Origin of the sequence: Aquincola sp. J276 (assembly GCF_024700035.1) — a bacterium.
GTDB classification, from domain to species: Bacteria; Pseudomonadota; Gammaproteobacteria; order Burkholderiales; family Burkholderiaceae_C; genus Aquincola; species Aquincola tertiaricarbonis.
The window spans coordinates 62,582-79,731 of record NZ_JAJONC010000001.1 but is presented as its reverse complement, the minus strand read 5'-3'; the positions used below and the strand labels follow the sequence as shown (position 1 = coordinate 79,731).

Genomic DNA, 17,150 nt, shown 5'->3' with positions numbered 1-17,150 from the left:
GCCCCGCGAGGATGCGCCGCCGCACGGGGCCGCCACATCCGGTCGGACCCGATGCGATCACAATCCGCGCCCATGAAACTGCGCATGGCCGAGAACTCCCTTTTTGCAATCCTGCTGCGTTCACGCTGGTGGATCAGCCTGCTGGTGGCCGCGGGCTTCGTGGCGGTGTCGTTCGCGCTGCTGCCCGAATCGGTGCGCATGGTGGGTGCGCTGGGCGGCGCGCCCTTCGTCATCATCTCGGTGATGGCCGCGCGGCGGCAATGGGGCCTGCCGAGCCCGGCCAAGGCCGAGGCGCTGCTGAAGACGGCGGCCGGCATGGGCTGGCCCGAACTGGCCGAGGCCCTGGCGGCCGGCTGGCAGCGGGAGGGCTACAGCGTGCAGCGGCTGCAGGGCGGCCAGGCCGACTTCCTGCTGGAGCGCCAGGGCCGCACCGTGGTGGCCAGCGCGCGTCGCTGGAAGGCCGCCCGCGTGGGCACCGAGCCGCTGCGCGAGCTGCTGCAGGCGGTGGACCGCCATGAGGCCAGCTCGGGCCTGTACGTGGCCCTGGGCGAGCCCAGCGAAGCCGCGGTGGGCTTCGCCAACCAGAACGCCATCACCTTGCTGCGCGGCAACGCGCTGGCGCAGCTGCTGCGGGACATGCCGCTGGCGGCCACACCGGCAGTGCGAGGCAAGGCGTGATGGCGCCCCGCATCGCCCTCATTGCGCACGACGGCCGCAAGCAGGCCATGGTGGCGCTGGCGCAGGAGTTCGCGGGCTTCCTGCGCCGATGCACGCTGTGCGCCACCGGCACCACCGGCCAGCGGCTGCAGGACGAAGCCGGCCTTCAGGTGGAGCGCCTGCTCAGCGGCCCGCTGGGCGGCGACCTGCAGATCGGCGCGCGGCTGTCGGTGGGCGAGGTGGATGCGGTGATCTTCCTGCGCGACCCGATGACCGCCCAGCCGCACGAGCCCGACATCAACGCCCTGGTGCGCGCCTGCGACGTGCACGACGTGCCGTGTGCGACCAACGTGTCGGGGGCGCGGTTGCTCTTGCGGCAGCTGGAGGTGCAAAACTCGCCCCCATGATCCAGGCCTTTGCTGTACTTCTGGTGCTGCAGCTCGTGGGCGAGCTGCTGGTTCAATCGCTGGGGCTGCCCTTGCCCGGCCCGCTGATCGGCATGCTGCTGCTGTTCGGCATCCTGGTGTGGCGCGGCGGCGTGCCTGAGCCGCTGCGCAAGCTGGGCGAGGTGCTGCTGCAGAACATGATGCTGCTGTTCATCCCCGCCGTGGCCGGCGTGATGATGCTGTTCGACCGCGTGGCGCAGGAGTGGCTGCCCTTCTTCGTGGCCTGCATCGGCGGCGCAGCGATCACGCTGGCCGTCACCGCGCTGGTGCTGCAGGCGCTGCTGCGCCGCCGCCCGCCCGACGACTCCCTGGCCGAAGAACGGGAGCCGCGCACGTGAAGGCCGAGTTCTTCCAGATCTGGGTGTTCCTCGCGCAATCGCCGCTGCTGTGGCTCACGCTCACGGTGCTGGTGTACCTGGGCGCGCTGTGGCTCTACCGCAAGAGCGGGCTCAATCCGCTGGTCAATCCGGTGCTGATCTCGGTGGCGGCCATCGTCACCGTGCTGCTGCTCACGCGCACGCCCTATCCGCAGTACTTCGACGGCGCCAAGTTCGTGCACTTCCTGATCGGACCGGCCACGGTGGCGCTGGCCATCCCGCTGTACAACCAGCTGGAGCGGCTCAAGCGCATGGGCCTGCCGATCGGCATCGCGCTGTTCAGCGGCTGCATCACCGCCATCGCCAGCGCGGTGGGCATCGGCTGGCTGCTGGGCGCCACGCCCGAGACGCTGCGCTCGCTGGCGCCCAAGTCGTCCACCATGCCCATCGCGATGGGCGTGGCCGAGCGCATCGGCGGCCTGCCCTCGCTGGCCGCCGTGGCGGTGGCCGTCACCGGCATCTCGGGCGCCATCATGGCGCGCAGCGTGTTCAACCTGCTGAAGATCGCCGACCCGGCGGTGCGCGGCTTCGCGGTGGGCGTGGCCTCGCATGCCATCGGCACCGCACGGGCGCTGCAGGTGCATGAGCAGGCCGGCGCCTTCTCGGCGCTGGCGATGGCGCTCAACGGCATCGCCACGGCCTTGCTGGTACCGCTGCTGCTGGCGCTGCTGTAGGGCGCGGCGTCAGGCTTGCGCGGCCAGCAGCTTTGCGAAACGGTTGTGCTGCTCGACCACCCGCGGCAGCTCCACCGTCGTGAGCTGGCCGTCGCGCACGATGTGGCGGCCGCCGACCACGCTGTGCGTGACCTGCGGGGCGCCGCAGAACACCAGCGCGGCCAGCGGATCGCCCTGCCCGCCGGCCAGGCCGACGTGGTTCAGGTCGAAGCTCACGAAGTCGGCCGACATGCCCGGCGCCAAGGCGCCGATGTCGTCGCGGCCCAGCACCTGCGCGCCGCCACGGGTGGCGATCTCCAGCGCCTCGCGTGCGGTCATCGCCGCGCCGGTCACGCGCTGGAGCAGCATCGCCATGCGGGTCTCGCCCAGCAGGTGCGCGCCGTCGTTGGAGGCCGAGCCGTCCACGCCCAGGCCCACCGGCACACCCACGTCGCGCATGCGCCGCACCGGGGCGATGCCCGAGCCCAGCCGCATGTTGGAGCACGGGCAGTGGGCCACGCCGGTGCGGGTGCGGGCGAACAGCTGCAGGCCGGGTTCGTCGAGCTTGACGCAGTGGGCATGCCAGACGTCGGGGCCGGTCCAGCCCAGGTCTTCGGCATATTCGGCGGGCGTCATGCCGAACTTCTCGCGCGAGTAGCTGACGTCGTTGTCGTTCTCGGCCAGATGGGTGTGCAGGCTCACGCCGTACTGCCGCGCCAGCAGCGCCGAATCACGCATCAGCCCGCGGCTGACGCTGAAGGGCGAACACGGTGCCACCACGATGCGCAGCATCGAATGCCGCGCCGGATCGTGCCAGCGCTCGATCAGCCGCTGCGTCTCCTTCAGGATCGCGGGCTCGGCCTCCACCACGCTGTCGGGCGGCAGCCCGCCCTGGCTCTGGCCCACGCTCATAGAGCCCCGCGCCGCATGAAAGCGCATGCCGATCTGCTGCGCGGCCTCGATGCTGTGCTCGAGGTTGACGCCGTTGGGGTAGATGTACAGGTGGTCGCTGGAGGTGGTGCAGCCCGACAGCAGCAGCTCGGCCATCGCGGTCAGTGTGGAGGTGCGCACCATGTCGGGCGTGAGGCCCGCCCAGATGGGATACAGCTCCTGCAGCCAGCCGAACAGCTCCGCATCCTGCGCGGGGCCGATCACGCGGGTGAGGCTCTGGTACATGTGGTGGTGCGTGTTCACCAGGCCGGGGATGACGATCTGGTCGGTGGCGTCGATGACCTGGTCGGCCTGTTGCGGCAGCTCATGGCTCGGGCCGACGGCTTCGATGACGCCGTCCCTGCTGAAGATGGCGCCGTCAGGGATTTCGCGCCTTGCGTCGTCCATGGTGGCGATGAGGCGGGCGTTCTTGATGAGGAGCGTGGGGGTCATGGGTTGTCTTCCGTTCCTTGCTTGTTGTGGGCGGTTTGCGCAGGTGCCGTGCATCGACGCCACGGTTTGCAAGTGGAGGCGCGCCGCCAGGCTGCCGGGGCAAGGCGCCGCTTTGACCGAGGCCGGTGCCGGAGCGAGGCACCTCCCCGCACCCGCCCGAAGAGCCGCGCGGGGGCGGTGCCCGGTGGGGCGATTTGTGGGGTGGCGAGGAGCGCAGCGCCGAGGTCGGCGCGCGCAGCGCGCTTCGTGAACTGACTCGCGGACGTTGTCCGAGCGCAGTGAACGCAGTGAACGTAGCGAGTTGGGCCGCGCGACCTCGGCGCGAGCACCGCAGCGAAGTCGGCCGCGCAGCGGCCGACCACCCCAGCATGAGCCCCGCCGGGCACCGCCCCCGCGTGGCGGCCGAACAAGAACAGCACCTAAGGCCTCAACCAGCCACGCCAAAGATCAATGCCCGCCATCCGCCGCCAACGCCGCCTCCCGCGCCTCCTCCACACCCGCCGACCCCGCCCCGTTGAAGAACAGGTTCAGCAGCACCGCGCTCAAGGTGGCCAGCAGGATGCCCGACTCCAGCAGCGGATGCAGGCCGTGCGGCATGTGCTGGGTCCAGGCCGGGGCCACCAGCGGCACCATGCCCAGGCTGATCGACACGGCCACGATGTACAGGTTGCTGCGGTTGGTCTTGTAGTCCACCGCGGCCAGGATGCGGATGCCGGTCGCGGCCACCATGCCGAACATCACCAGCCCCGCACCACCGAGCACGAACTGCGGCAGCGATTCGACCAGCGCGGCCATCTTCGGGATCAGCCCCAGCACGATCAGGATGATGCCGCCGGCCACGCACACGAAGCGGCTGCGCACGCCTGTCACGCCCACCAGGCCCACGTTCTGCGAGAAGCTGGTGTAAGGGAAGGTGTTGAACACCCCGCCGATCACCGTCCCCAGGCCGTCCACCCGCAGCCCGGCCGTCAGGCCCTGCGGCGTCACCTTGCGGCCGGTCAGGTCGCCCAGCGCCAGGAACATGCCGGTGCTTTCGATGAAGGTCACGATCATCACCAGCACCATGGTGGCGATCAGCACCGGGTCGAAGGTGGGCATGCCGAAGCTGAAGGGCAGCACCACGTCGAACCAATGCGCGCCGGCCACCTTGTCGAAGTGCATCTTGCCCAGCGCGGTGGCCACCACGCCGCCCGCCACGATGCCCAGCAGCACCGAGATGTTCTGCACGAAGCCCCGGGTGTATTTGGCGATGAGCAGGATGACCGCCAGCACGAAGAACGCGATGGCCATGTTGTCGAGCGCCGCGTAGTTGGGGTTGGCGATCATCGGCGCCGGCCCGGTGCCGCCCGCGGCAGCGAAGGCCGGGTCGGGCACCTTGGCCAGGAAGGCGGGCCCGCCCATCGCCCAGCCGATGCCCACCCGCATCAGGCTGATGCCGATCACCGCGATGATGGTGCCGGTGACCACCGGCGGAAAAAAGCGCAGCATGCGGCTGGCCAGCGGCGCGATGAAGATGCCGATCACGCCCGCCGCGATGATGGCGCCGAAGATGGCGCGTGCACCCTCGGTGCCCGGCGTCGAATCGGCCATCGCCACCATCGGCCCCACGGCCGCGAAGGTCACGCCCATCATCACCGGCAGCCGGATGCCGAACCACTGCGTGACGCCCCAGCTCTGGATGAGCGTGGCGATGCCGCAGCAGAACAGGTCCGCCGAGATCAGCAGCGCCACCTGGTCGGGCGAGAGCTTCAAGGCCCGGCCGACGATCAACGGCACCGCGATGGCGCCCGCATACATCACCAGCACATGCTGCAGGCCCAGCGCGGCCAGGCGCGGCAGGGGCGGCTTCTCGTCCACCGGGTGGACCAGTGTGGATTCGCTCATCGCGTACTCCTCAATGACGGAGGGAGAGGCGGGCCGGCAAAGCACCGCCCGTGGAAAACGGGTGACTCAGTCCCGCCCGGCCGCCCGAAGGAACTGGGCGCCCCCTCGGGGGGTAGCGAGCGGCAGCGAGCTTGGGGGCACCATCAGTCGCGTTTTGCGCCGGCGTCGAACCACTTGCCCAGCAGCTCGCGCTCCTCGGCCGTGATGCCCGTGGCGTTGTTCAGCGGCATCTGCTTGCTGACTACCGCCTGTTGGTGGATCTGCGCCGCGTGCTGCACGATCAGGTCGGCCGTGTGCAGCGCCACGCCCTTGCTGGCCAGTGCCGCGTTGTGGCACATGGCGCAGCGCTGCGTCACGATCTGCTCCACGCGGGCAAAGCCCTGAAGCGGCGGCGTGCCGGGCTGTGCAGTGCCGGGCGGCGGCAGCGGGCTGCGCTCGGGTGCGACGAAGAACACCAGGCCGACCAGCAGGCCGATGGCCACGATCACCAGTTCCCAGCGCTCCTTGTGGCGGTGGCGCAGCACGAAGAACTGCCGCACCAGCGCGCCCACCAGCATCATGCCGATAAGAACGATCCAGTTGTGCTCGTGCAGGTACAGCATGCCGTAGTGGTTGCTGATCATCGCGATCAGCACCGGCAGCGTGAAGTAGGTGTTGTGCACGCTGCGCTGCTTGCCGCGCTGGCCGTGGATCGGGTCGGGTTGGCGGCCGGCCTTCAGGTCGGCCACCACCTTGCGCTGGCCGGGGATGATCCAGAAGAACACGTTGGCACTCATGATGGTGCCCAGCATCGCGCCCATCAGCAGGAACGCGGCGCGCCCGGCGAACAGGTGGCAGGCCAGCCAGGTGGCCGCGCACACGTAGATGAAGATGAGCACGCCCACCCGCAGGTCGCCGCCGATGCTGCCGTCCTTGTTGCGGCCGAACACGCGGCAGATCAGGTCGTAGACGATCCAGCCGGCCACCAGGAAGCCCAGCGCCGCGGCAATGGCGCCGCCCTGCGACCATTCGAACACCCGCGGGTCGACGAGGAAGGTCTGCGCCTGCCACAGGTACATCACCGTGAACAGCGCGAAGCCCGACAGCCAGGTGGAGTAGGACTCCCAGTACGACCAGTGCAGGTTGCCCTTGGGCATCTTCTTCGGGCCGACGAAGTACTTCTGCGAGTTGTAGAAGCCGCCGCCGTGCACCGCCCACAGCTCACCGTTGACGCCGCGCGCCAGCAGGTCTTCGTCTTCAGGCGGCGTGAGGCTGTTGTCCAGCATCACGAAGTAGAACGAGGCGCCGATCCATGCGATCGCGGTGATCACATGCAGCCATCGCAGCAGCAGGTTGAGCCAGTCGAACAAATACGCTTCCATCGCCGGAGTCTCCTCGTCTCCGAAGCTCGCCACCGCGGGCGCTGCGAGCCGTGTTCAGTGCTGTCGCGGCCTCGGCGTGATGCCGGCCCACTGCGACGATGGAATGTGTGAGTGGACGCTGCCGCGTTTCAGCTGCCCCGGTAGGTGCTGTAGCTCCAGGGGCTGACCAGCAGCGGCACGTGGTAGTGCGCACCGGCATCGGCGATGCCGAAGTCCAGCGGCACCTGGTCCAGGAAGGGCGGCTCGGGCAGCGTGCTGCCCATGGCCTCGAAGTACGAGGCCACCTCGAACACCAGCCGGTAGCGGCCAGTCTCGAATTCGTCGTCCGCCAGCAGCGGTGCATCGGCGCGACCATCGTGGTTGAGCACCACGCGCTTGAGCTGCAGCGGCAGGCCGTCGTCCAGCCGATACAGGGTGACGGCCATGCCGGCGGCCGGGCCGCCGCTGGCGGTATCGAGTACGTGCGTGGTCAGCTTGCCCATCGACTGCTTCTTCCAGGGTTCGGGTTATTCATCGCTTGAAGTGTGTGCTCAACTGTATACACTTTGGCGTGCAGTTCAAGTACTGGATTCCCCTGACCGCCATGCCACGTCCTGCCTCCACCACCGCAACGCCCCAGGCCGCACCGGCGCCGCGCAAGCCGCGCACCGCCCGTGTGCCCATGGCCGATGCCGTGCAGGAAACGCGCCCGCCCGCGGCCGCTGCCGATGGCGCCGAGACCAGCAGCACCCGGCGCATCGTCGATGCCATCACCGCGGCCATCGTCGAGCGGCGGCTGCAGCCCGGCACCAAGCTGGTGGAACAGCAGATTGCCGACGTGTTCAATGTCTCGCGCACGCTGGTGCGGCAGGCACTCAACCAGCTCAGCCGGGACCGGCTGGTGACGCTGGAGCCGGCCCGCGGCGCCTTCGTGGCCCAGCCCAGCGTGGAAGAGGCGCGCCAGGTGTTCGAGGCCCGCAAGCTGATCGAAGGCGCGATGATCAGGCAGCTGTGCGCACGCATCACCCCGGTGCAGATCGCCGAGCTGCGCGCCCACCTGCAGGCGGAGCAGGACGCCATCGAGCGCACCGACGTGCCCGGCCGCACCTGGCTGCTGAGCGACTTCCACCTGGTGCTGGCGCGCATGCTGGGCAACGAGGTGCTGGCCCAGCTGCTGGCCGACCTGCTGTCGCGCAGCTCACTCATCTCGCTGATGTACCAGTCGTCGCACTCGGCCGAACACTCGCGCGAGGAACACGTCGCCATCGTCGATGCGCTGGAGCGGCGCGACGCCCGCGCCGCCGTGCGCCTGACCGAAGCCCACCTGGGCAACGTGGAGCGCAACCTGCGGTTGCATCCCCGCATGTCCGACCTGCAGGCCGTGCTGCGCCCGCACGCAGCACCGCTGCGCCCCTGACCCCACCCTCTGACCCGCAGTGCCATGAGTACACCTGACACCAACGATCCCCGCGCCGGCGAATCCACCTACGCCGGCTATGCCCGCGACATGAAGGGCTATGGCCGCGACGTGCCCCATGCCCGCTGGCCGGGCGGTGCACGCATTGCCGTGTCCTTCGTGCTGAACTACGAGGAGGGCGGCGAGAACAATCCGCTGCACGGTGACCCGTCCACCGAGACCTTCCTATCGGAAATGGTCACGGCGTCGGCCTTCGAGAACCGGCACATGACGATGGAGTCAATGTACGAATACGGCTCGCGTGCCGGCGTGTGGCGGGTGCTGCGCGAGTTCGAAAGCCGCGGCCTGCCGCTGACCATCTTCGGCGTGGGCATGGCCATGAAGCGCTACCCCGAGCTGGCGCAGCACTTCGTGCAGGCCGGCTACGAGATCGCCAACCACGGCTTGCGCTGGATCCACTACCAGAACCTGCCGGCCGAGACCGAGGCCCGCCACATTGCGCTGGGCACGCAGGTGGTGCGCGAGATGACCGGCGGCCAGTGGCCGGTGGGCTGGTACACCGGCCGCGACAGCCCCAACACCCGCCGCCTGGTGGTGGACCACGGCGGCTATGAATACGACAGCGACTACTACGGCGACGACCTGCCCTTCTGGCTGAACGTGGAGAAGACCGACGGCGGCCAGGCGCCGATGCTGGTGGTGCCGTATTCGCTGGACACCAACGACATGCGCTGCGTGCAGGCCAACGGCTTCAACACCGGCGACGCCTTCTTCACCTACCTGCGCGACACCTTCGATGCGCTGTATGCCGAGGGCGATCCGCAGGGCCTGGACCGGCCGAAGATGATGAGCATCGGCATGCACTGCCGGCTGCTGGGCAAGCCCGGTCGCATTGCGGCGCTGCAGCGCTTCCTCGACCACGTGACCAGCCGCGAGCAGGTGTGGATCACCCGCCGCATCGACATCGCGCGCCACTGGAAGCAGGTGCACCCGTTCGACCCGGCCACCGCCCACGCCTGGCGCTGAGCGCCCTGCCCTTGAAGGAAGTACCGATGCTCAGTTTGTTCACCCTCAACGAGGCCTCGCAGGCCGAATTCGTGGCGCTGCTCGACGGCGTGTACGAACACTCCCCCTGGATCGCCGAAGCCGCCTTCGAGCGCAAGCCGGCTGGCGGCTTCGCCAGCCTCGCGCAGCTCAAGCTCGCGCTGGCCCAGGTGGTGACCGACGCCACGCAGGACCAGCAGCTGGCCCTGGTGCGCGCCCACCCCGAGCTGGCCGGCAAGGCCATGGTCAGCAAGACGCTGACCGCCGAATCCACCAACGAGCAGGGCAAGGCCGGCCTGACCGATTGCACGCCGGCCGAGTTCGACAGGATCCAGCAGCTGAATGCGGCCTACAACCAACGCTTCGGCTTCCCGTTCGTGATGGCGGTGCGCGGCCCGCGCGGCCTGGGCCTGCACCGCAGCGAGATCATCGCCACCTTCGAGCGCCGGCTGGGCCACCCCGCCGACTACGAGCTGGCCGAGGCGCTGCGCAACATCCACCGCATCGCCGAGATCCGCCTGAACGACAAGTTCGGCGCCGAGCCCACGCTGGGCAACCAGGTGTGGGACTGGGCCGAGGCGCTGGCCGTGCACAGCGACCCGGGGTATGCCGAGCAGGGCCAGCTCACCGTCACCTACCTGACCGACGCCCACCTGGCCTGTGCGCGGCAGCTGCAGTCGTGGATGCTGGAATGCGGCTTCGACGAGGTGCAGATCGATGCGGTGGGCAACGTGGTGGGCGTGTACCACGGCGCCGATCCGTCGGCCCGCCGGCTGCTGACCGGCAGCCACTACGACACCGTGCGCAACGGCGGCAAGTACGACGGCCGCCTGGGCATCCTGGTGCCGATGGCCTGCGTGCGGGAGCTGCACCGCGCCGGCCGCCGACTGCCCTACGGCTTCGAGGTGATCGGCTTTGCGGAGGAAGAAGGCCAGCGCTACAAGGCCACCTTCCTCGGCTCCGGCGCCGTCATCGGCCAGTTCGACCACCGCTGGCTGGACCAGGCGGACGCCGACGGCGTGACGATGCGCGAGGCGATGGCCCAGGCCGGGCTGGACCCGGCGAACATCCCGGCGCTGCGGCGCGACCCCGCGCGCTACCTCGGCTTCGTGGAAGTGCACATCGAGCAGGGCCCGGTGCTCAACGAGCTGGGCCTGCCGCTGGGCATCGTGACTTCCATCAACGGCAGCGTGCGCTTGCTGTGCGAGATCACCGGCATGGCCAGCCATGCCGGCACCACGCCGATGAACCGCCGGCGCGATGCCGCCGCGGCCGCGGCCGAGGTCATCCTGTACCTGGAAAAGCGCGCGTCCAGCGTGGCCGACCTGGTGGGCACCGCGGGCATGCTGCAGGTGCCGGCCGGCTCGATCAACGTGGTGCCGGGCCGTTGCCAGTTCAGCCTGGACATCCGCGCCACCACCGACGAGGTGCGCGACGAATGCGCAGCCGACGTGCTGGCCGAGATCACGGCCATCTGCGAGCGCCGCGGTGTCTCGTTCAAGGCCGAGGAAACGATGCGCGCCGCCGCGGCGCCCAGCGATGCCGGCTGGCAGCAGCGCTGGGAGCGTGCGGTGGAGTCGCTGGCGCTGCCGATCTTCCGCATGCCCAGCGGCGCCGGGCATGACGCGATGAAGCTGCACGAGGTGATGCCGCAGGCCATGCTGTTCCTGCGCGGCTTGAATGCCGGCATCAGCCACAACCCGCTGGAAAGCATCACCAACGACGACACCGAACTCTGCGTGCAGGCCTTCCAGCGCCTGCTCGACCATCTTGCGACGGAACTCCAAGCATGAACGCCTACCAACGACTCGACGCCTGGATCGACGCCCACTTCGACGAGGAAGTGAAGACGCTGCAGGCCCTGGTGCAGGTGCCCACCGACACCCCGCCCGGCAACAACGCGCCACATGCCGAGCGCACCGCCGCGCTGCTGGAAGGCCTCGGCTGGGCACCCGAGAAACATGCCGTGCCGGCCGAGGCGGTGAAGGACTACGGCCTGGAATCGATCACCAACCTGATCGTGCGCCGCAAGTACGGCGAGGGCCGCACCATCGCGCTGAATGCCCACGGCGACGTGGTGCCGCCGGGTGAAGGCTGGACCCACCCGCCCTATGGCGCCGAGGTGGTGGACGGCAAGCTGTACGGCCGTGCCGCGGCGGTGAGCAAGAGCGACTTCGCCAGCTACATCTTCGCGGTGCGTGCGCTGGAATCGCTGGGCGCGCCGCTGAAGGGCGGCGTGGAGCTGCATTTCACCTACGACGAGGAATTCGGCGGCGAGCTGGGCCCCGGCTGGCTGCTGCAGCAGGGCCTGACGAAGCCCGACCTGCTGATCGCCGCCGGCTTCAGCTACCAGGTGGTGACGGCGCACAACGGCTGCCTGCAGATGGAGGTGACGGTGCACGGCAAGATGGCGCATGCGGCCATCCCCGACACCGGCGTCGATGCGCTGCAGGGTGCCGTCGCCATCCTGAACGCGCTGTATGCCCAGAACCAGTTGTATAGGCAAGTGACGTCCAAGGTGGAGGGCATCACCCATCCGTACCTGAACGTCGGCCGCATCGAGGGCGGCACCAACACCAACGTGGTGCCGGGCAAGGTGGTGCTCAAGCTCGACCGCCGCATGATCCCGGAAGAGAACCCGGTGGAAGTGGAAGCCGAGGTGCGCCGCGTGATCGCCGAGGCCGCGGCGGGCCAGCCCGGCATCACGGTGGACATCAAGCGGCTGCTGCTGGCCAACTCGATGAAGCCGCTGCCCGGCAACCAGCCGCTGGTGGAGGCCATCCAGAGACACGGGCGCGAGGTGTTCGGGCAGGAGATCCCCACTTCCGGCACCCCGCTGTACACCGACGTGCGGCTGTATGTGGAGCGGGGCATCCCCGCCGTGATCTACGGCGCCGGCCCACGCACCGTTTTGGAGAGCAATGCCAAGCGGGCCGACGAGCACCTGGTGCTGGAGGACCTGCGCAAGGCCACCAAGGTGGTGGCCCGCACCCTGTTCGACCTGCTGGGCTGATCCGCCCTCCCCAGGGAAACACACGCGGCGCACCAGCGGCGGGCAGGTAGTCCCCGCATGGTGCGCCGCATTGTTTTGGTGCATCCTGCGCCCGGCTGCGGCGTGCATGGAACTTGCAAACGGCTTGTATACAACCCGCAAGCCGCTTTTTGGAGTTCCTTCCCATGTCCTTCGTCGTTCCCGTGTTCGCCCGCGCCCGCCGCCGCCTGCTGCTCAGCGCCACCGCCGCCACCGTCGCGTTGATGGCCATGGGCCCGGCCCGCGCGCAGGAAACCAGCATCAAGTTCCAGCTCGACTGGCGCTTCGAAGGCCCGGCCGCGCTGTTCCTGGTGCCGGCCGCCAAGGGCTACTTCAAGGCCGAGAAGCTCAACGTCGCCATCGACGCCGGCAACGGCTCGGGCGGCACCGTCACGCGCGTGGCCTCGGGCACCTACGACATGGGCTTCGCCGACCTGGCCGCGCTGATGGAGTTCCACGCCAACAACCCCACCGCACCCAACAAGCCGGTGGCGGTGATGATGGTCTACAACAACACGCCGGCCGCGGTGCTGGCGCTCAAAAAGAGCGGCATCAAGACCCCCGCAGACCTCAGCGGCAAGAAGCTGGGCGCTCCGGTGTTCGACGCCGGCCGCCGGGCCTGGCCCATCTTCGCCCAGGCCAACAAGGTGGCCAACGTCACCTGGACGGCCATGGACCCGCCCCTGCGCGAAACCATGCTGGTGCGCGGCGACATCGATGCCATCACCGGCTTTTCCTTCACCTCGCTGCTGAACCTGGAAGCCCGCGGCGTGAAGACCGAGGACGTGGTGGTGCTGCCCTATCCGCAGTACGGCGTGAAGCTGTACGGCAACGTGGTCATCGCCAGCGAGGAATTCCTGAAGAAGAACCCGGAGCAGGTGAAGGCCTTCCTGCGCGCCTTCACCAAGGGCGTGAAGGACGTGATCGCCGACCCCAAGGCCGCCATCGCCACCGTGAAGGAGCGCGACGGCATCATCAACGCCGACCTGGAAACCCGCCGCCTGAAGCTGGCGCTGGAGCAGACGGTGCTGACCGCCGATGCGCGCGCCGAAGGCTTCGGCGCCATCGACCCCGCCCGCCTGACGCTGATGGCCAGCCAGGTGTCCGACGCCTTCGCCACCAAGCAGCGCGTCAACGCCACCGCCGTGTGGAATGGCGACTACCTGCCCGCGGCGGCCGACCGCAACATCTTCGCAGCGGGCAAGAAGTAAGGCCGCCGACATGACCGCTTTCGTGGATTTTCACGAGGTCTGGCTGGCCTACAACGAGGAGTTGGAAGCCGCCGGGCAGTACGCCGTCGAGGACATCAACCTGAAGGTCAACGAGGGCGAGTTCATCGCCATCGTCGGCCCTTCGGGCTGCGGCAAGAGCACCTTCATGAAGCTGGCCACCGGCCTGCGCCGGCCGACCAAGGGCACGGTGATCATCGGCGGTCAGGAGGTCAAGGGCCCGCTGAAGATCACCGGCATGAGCTTCCAGGCGCCCAGCCTGCTGCCCTGGCGCACCACGCTGTCCAACGTGATGCTGCCGCTGGAGATCGTGGAGCCCTATCGCTCCAGCTTCCGCGCCAAGAAGGCCGAGTACACCGAGAAGGCGCGTGCGCTGCTCAGGAGCGTGGGCCTGGGCGGCTACGAGGACAAGTTCCCCTGGCAACTTTCCGGCGGCATGCAGCAGCGGGCGGCCATCTGCCGCGCCCTGGTGCACGAGCCCAAGATGCTGCTGCTCGACGAGCCCTTCGGCGCGCTGGATGCCTTCACGCGCGAGGAGCTGTGGTGCGCGCTGCGCGACCTGCAGGCCGCGCAGAAGTTCAACGTCATCCTGGTGACGCATGACCTGCGCGAAAGCGTGTTCCTGGCCGACACGGTGTACGTGATGAGCAAGAGCCCCGGCCGCTTCGTCGTGCGGCGCGAGATCGAGCTGCCGCGCCCGCGCGACCTCGAAGTGACCTACTCGCCCGAGTTCACCGCCATCGTGCATGAGCTGCGCGGCTACATCGGCGCGATGCGCAAGACCGGCGCGGAGGTGGCGCAATGAAGAAGAACCGCTTGCTCTACCGCGCCGCGCCCACGCTGCTGGCCGTGGCGGTGGTGCTGGTGTGGCAGATCGTGTGCAGCGGCTTCAACGTCAGCGAGTTCATCTTCCCCAGCCCGCTGCGCATCGCCGAGCAGTCGTGGGAGCACCGCACGGTGATCCTCGGCCACGCCTGGCACACCTTCTGGGTGACGGTGGTGGGCTTTGCCATCGCCATCGTGGTGGGGGTGCTGCTGGGCTTCCTGATGGGCAGCTCCAAGCTGGCGTACGACGCGATGTACCCGCTGATGACCGGCTTCAACGCGCTGCCCAAGGCGGCGTTCGTGCCCATCCTGGTGGTGTGGTTCGGCATCGGCGTGGGCCCGGCCATCCTCACCGCCTTCCTGATCTCGTTCTTCCCGATCATGGTGAACATCGCGACCGGGCTGGCCACGCTGGAGCCCGAGCTGGAAGACGTGCTGCGGGTGCTGGGCGCCAAGCGCTGGGACGTGCTGATGAAGGTGGGCCTGCCGCGCTCCATGCCGTACTTCTACGGCTCGCTCAAGGTGGCGATCACGCTGGCCTTCGTGGGCACCACCGTCAGCGAGATGACGGCCAGCAACGAAGGCATCGGTTACCTGCTCATCAGCGCCGGCAGCTCGATGCAGATGGGTCTCGCGTTTTCCGGCCTGCTGGCCGTGGGCGTGATGGCGATGGCCATGTACGAGCTGTTTTCGGTGATCGAGAAGCGCACCACCGCCTGGGCTCACCGCGGCTCGCAGAATCACTGAGAACCTGTGAACGAACCACTCACGCCCGCTCGACGCGCCCTGACGACCCGGCTCGTCGTTGCAAATGCTCGCCATAGCCCGAGCTATGGCTGCGCTTTGCGCCTACATCCAGGCCGCCCTGTCGCGCCGCTCGGTCGCGACCGGTTCATTCACAGGTTCTGAGCCCGCGGGCCGTCAGTCGGCCACGTCGCGCACCAGGCGCATGCCCACGAGCGTGTAGCGCGTGGCCACGCTGTTCCAGTTGCGGTAGCTGCAGCGGGCATAGAACGGCCAGCTGTGCCAGGAGCCGCCGCGGCGCACCTTCACCTCGCCGTCCGGCGGCCCGGTGGGGTCGTCGCGCGGCGACTCGGCGTAGTAACGCTCGCCGTACCAGTCGGCCGTCCATTCCCACACGTTGCCGTGCATGTCGTGCAGGCCGAAGGCATTCGGCGCGAAGCGGCCCACTGGCGCGGTGAAGGCGAAGCCGTCGTGCCAGGGCGCCGCCTGCGGCACCCAGTCGGGCCAGCGCTCGCGCCATGGCGGCAGCGCGTCGGCATCGAACAGGTTGGCCGCGCCCCGCAGGTTGGCCGGGTCGTCGCCGGTGCCATAGCGGCCGCGGCTGCCGGCGCGGCAGGCGTATTCCCATTCGGCCTCGGTGGGCAGGCGGTAGCGTCGCTGCTCGGTGCGGCTGAGCCACTGTGCCAGCGCCATCGCATCGCCCCAGGTGATGTTGACCACCGGGTCGTCCTCGGTCTGCGGAAAGCCGGGGTCGCGCCAGGAGTAGCGCGGCGAGCGGCCCTCGAACGCATCGCCGCGCGCGCTGCCGGCCGGGTCGTAGGCCGCGTTGTAGCCATAGCCGCCGGTGCCGTCGGCCACCGATTCCGGCACATGGCCCGACAGCGCCAGGAAACGCCGCCACTGGCCCACCGTCACCTCGTGGCGTCCCATCTCGAAGGGCCGGGTGATGCGCACCACATGCACCGGCGCCTCGTCGTCCAGCAGGCCGAAGCGCCGGGCCGGCAGCTGCGGATAGCTGCGCGCCAGGGACTCGGCCGGCTCGTCGCTGCCCATGCGGAATTCACCGGCCGGCAAGCGCACGAACTGCATGCCCAGGCTGTTGGGCGCCGCGGGCAGCGGCCCGGCGCAGCCGCCCAGCCCCGCCACCGCGCCGGCGGCGAGGACACACGCCGCTGCTACCATCCTGCGCCCATGGAAACGCCTGGCAATCTCTTCGTCGTCGCCGCCCCCAGTGGCGCCGGCAAATCCAGCCTCGTGAAGGCGCTGCTCGAGCTCGATTCGCACCTGGCGGTATCGGTCTCGCACACCACCCGCGCGCCGCGCGGCCAGGAGCAGCAGGGCCGGGAATACGTGTTCACCGACGAGGCCACCTTCCGCGACATGATCGACCGCGGCGACTTCTTCGAATGGGCGCTGGTGCATGGCAACCTCTACGGTACGTCTCGATCGGCGATCGAGGACCGCCTGAACCGCGGCGAGGACGTGGTGCTGGAGATCGACTGGCAGGGCGCCCTGCAGATCAAGCAGCTGTTCGTGCACGCGGTGCTGATCTTCATCCTGCCACCGAGCTGGAACGAACTGCAACAGCGGCTGCAGCGCCGCGGCGAAGACCAGCCCGAGGTGATCGCCCAGCGCATGGCCAATGCCCGCACCGAGGTGGCCCAGGCCCGCCACTTCGACTTCGTTATAATCAATGCCCTCTTCGAGACGGCGCTTTTCGACCTGAAGACGGTCGTTCATTCGCAGCGCCTCAAGTACGCCGCCCAGCGGCGTAACAAATCCCAGGTCTTTGCCGCGCTGGACCTGATCTGACAACACACCAGGACTACGCCATGGCCCGCATCACCGTCGAAGACTGCCTGAACAAGATCCCGAACCGCTTCCAGCTGGTGCTGGCCGCCACCTACCGGGCACGCATGCTGAGCCAGGGCCACACCCCGCGCATCGAGAGCAAGAACAAGCCGGGCGTCACCGCCCTGCGCGAGATCGCCGCCGGCGAGATCGGCCTCGAAATGCTGCGCAAGGTGCCGGTGTAATCGGCCTCGGCCACCACGCACAGCGGGCGCCTCGGCGCCCGTTTTCTTTGGTGGGCCTGGAATAAAGCCACCGCCGGCCGGGCG

Annotated in this window: 18 protein-coding genes; 13 read left to right on the top strand and 5 right to left on the bottom strand. The window is 68.9% G+C overall.

Annotated elements, in window-relative coordinates; translation table 11 throughout:
* Positions 1-72 precede the first annotated feature (72 nt).
* The 4 genes from LRS14_RS00415 to LRS14_RS00400 are packed head-to-tail and all read left to right on the top strand — an operon-like array spanning position 73 to position 2,154.
* The gene (locus LRS14_RS00415) at positions 73-678 is read left to right on the top strand and encodes a restriction endonuclease (protein WP_083440889.1); all 606 of its coding nucleotides are present in this window, start codon (positions 73-75) and stop codon (positions 676-678) included.
* Positions 678-1,064: a methylglyoxal synthase gene (locus LRS14_RS00410; protein ID WP_046115454.1), complete on the top strand. Its 387-nt coding sequence runs from the start codon at positions 678-680 to the stop codon at positions 1,062-1,064. The genes LRS14_RS00415 and LRS14_RS00410 overlap by 1 nt, the downstream gene beginning before the upstream one ends.
* Entirely contained in the window at positions 1,061-1,441 is a 381-nt protein-coding gene (locus LRS14_RS00405; protein ID WP_046115455.1) for a CidA/LrgA family protein, read from the top strand. Before LRS14_RS00410 ends, LRS14_RS00405 begins: the two co-directional genes overlap by 4 nt.
* A complete protein-coding gene (locus LRS14_RS00400; RefSeq protein WP_257798175.1) occupies positions 1,438-2,154 on the top strand; it encodes an LrgB family protein in 717 nt (238 codons plus the stop codon). Before LRS14_RS00405 ends, LRS14_RS00400 begins: the two co-directional genes overlap by 4 nt.
* A 9-nt stretch (positions 2,155-2,163) precedes the next feature.
* Here LRS14_RS00400 and LRS14_RS00395 read toward each other — a convergent pair whose 3' ends face one another.
* The 4 genes from LRS14_RS00395 to uraH form a co-directional block, all read right to left on the bottom strand.
* On the bottom strand, positions 2,164-3,516 hold the full coding sequence (locus tag LRS14_RS00395; protein ID WP_257798174.1) for an 8-oxoguanine deaminase: 1,353 nt from the start codon (positions 3,514-3,516) through the stop codon (positions 2,164-2,166).
* A gap of 447 nt (positions 3,517-3,963) precedes the next feature.
* On the bottom strand, positions 3,964-5,400 hold the full coding sequence (locus tag LRS14_RS00390) for a nucleobase:cation symporter-2 family protein (RefSeq protein ID WP_046115458.1): 1,437 nt from the start codon (positions 5,398-5,400) through the stop codon (positions 3,964-3,966).
* A 143-nt stretch (positions 5,401-5,543) separates the two neighbouring features.
* Positions 5,544-6,761 carry a urate hydroxylase PuuD gene (locus tag LRS14_RS00385; protein ID WP_257798173.1) on the bottom strand — a complete coding sequence of 406 codons (1,218 nt, stop codon included), beginning with the start codon at positions 6,759-6,761 and terminating at the stop codon, positions 5,544-5,546.
* 128 nt (positions 6,762-6,889) lie between these two features.
* A complete protein-coding gene (uraH, locus tag LRS14_RS00380; protein ID WP_046115460.1) occupies positions 6,890-7,243 on the bottom strand; it encodes a hydroxyisourate hydrolase in 354 nt (117 codons plus the stop codon).
* Positions 7,244-7,344: 101 nt separating this feature from the next.
* On the opposite strand from uraH, the gene LRS14_RS00375 reads away from it, so the two are divergent.
* From LRS14_RS00375 to LRS14_RS00345, 7 genes are all read left to right on the top strand, one after another.
* Positions 7,345-8,157, top strand: coding sequence for a GntR family transcriptional regulator (locus LRS14_RS00375; RefSeq protein ID WP_404977514.1), 813 nt, complete (start codon positions 7,345-7,347; stop codon positions 8,155-8,157).
* A gap of 24 nt (positions 8,158-8,181) precedes the next feature.
* A complete protein-coding gene (puuE, locus tag LRS14_RS00370) occupies positions 8,182-9,183 on the top strand; it encodes an allantoinase PuuE (RefSeq protein WP_257798172.1) in 1,002 nt (333 codons plus the stop codon).
* A 26-nt stretch (positions 9,184-9,209) separates the two neighbouring features.
* The gene (gene uraD / locus LRS14_RS00365; RefSeq protein WP_257798171.1) at positions 9,210-10,994 is read left to right on the top strand and encodes a 2-oxo-4-hydroxy-4-carboxy-5-ureidoimidazoline decarboxylase; all 1,785 of its coding nucleotides are present in this window, start codon (positions 9,210-9,212) and stop codon (positions 10,992-10,994) included.
* A complete protein-coding gene (locus LRS14_RS00360) occupies positions 10,991-12,214 on the top strand; it encodes an ArgE/DapE family deacylase (protein WP_046115463.1) in 1,224 nt (407 codons plus the stop codon). The genes uraD and LRS14_RS00360 overlap by 4 nt, the downstream gene beginning before the upstream one ends.
* Positions 12,215-12,378: 164 nt before the next feature.
* A complete protein-coding gene (locus LRS14_RS00355; RefSeq protein ID WP_257798170.1) occupies positions 12,379-13,443 on the top strand; it encodes an ABC transporter substrate-binding protein in 1,065 nt (354 codons plus the stop codon).
* A 10-nt stretch (positions 13,444-13,453) separates the two neighbouring features.
* The gene (locus tag LRS14_RS00350) at positions 13,454-14,266 is read left to right on the top strand and encodes an ABC transporter ATP-binding protein (RefSeq protein ID WP_046115465.1); all 813 of its coding nucleotides are present in this window, start codon (positions 13,454-13,456) and stop codon (positions 14,264-14,266) included.
* Positions 14,263-15,033 carry an ABC transporter permease gene (locus LRS14_RS00345; protein ID WP_046115466.1) on the top strand — a complete coding sequence of 257 codons (771 nt, stop codon included), beginning with the start codon at positions 14,263-14,265 and terminating at the stop codon, positions 15,031-15,033. The genes LRS14_RS00350 and LRS14_RS00345 overlap by 4 nt, the downstream gene beginning before the upstream one ends.
* A 174-nt stretch (positions 15,034-15,207) precedes the next feature.
* Here LRS14_RS00345 and LRS14_RS00340 read toward each other — a convergent pair whose 3' ends face one another.
* Positions 15,208-16,212, bottom strand: a complete 1,005-nt coding sequence (locus LRS14_RS00340; protein WP_404977513.1) for a formylglycine-generating enzyme family protein — start codon at positions 16,210-16,212, stop codon at positions 15,208-15,210.
* A gap of 9 nt (positions 16,213-16,221) precedes the next feature.
* On the opposite strand from LRS14_RS00340, the gene gmk reads away from it, so the two are divergent.
* Entirely contained in the window at positions 16,222-16,842 is a 621-nt protein-coding gene (gene gmk, locus LRS14_RS00335; protein WP_046115468.1) for a guanylate kinase, read from the top strand.
* 20 nt (positions 16,843-16,862) lie between these two features.
* On the top strand, positions 16,863-17,066 hold the full coding sequence (gene rpoZ, locus LRS14_RS00330; RefSeq protein WP_046115469.1) for a DNA-directed RNA polymerase subunit omega: 204 nt from the start codon (positions 16,863-16,865) through the stop codon (positions 17,064-17,066).
* Positions 17,067-17,150: the final 84 nt, after the last annotated feature.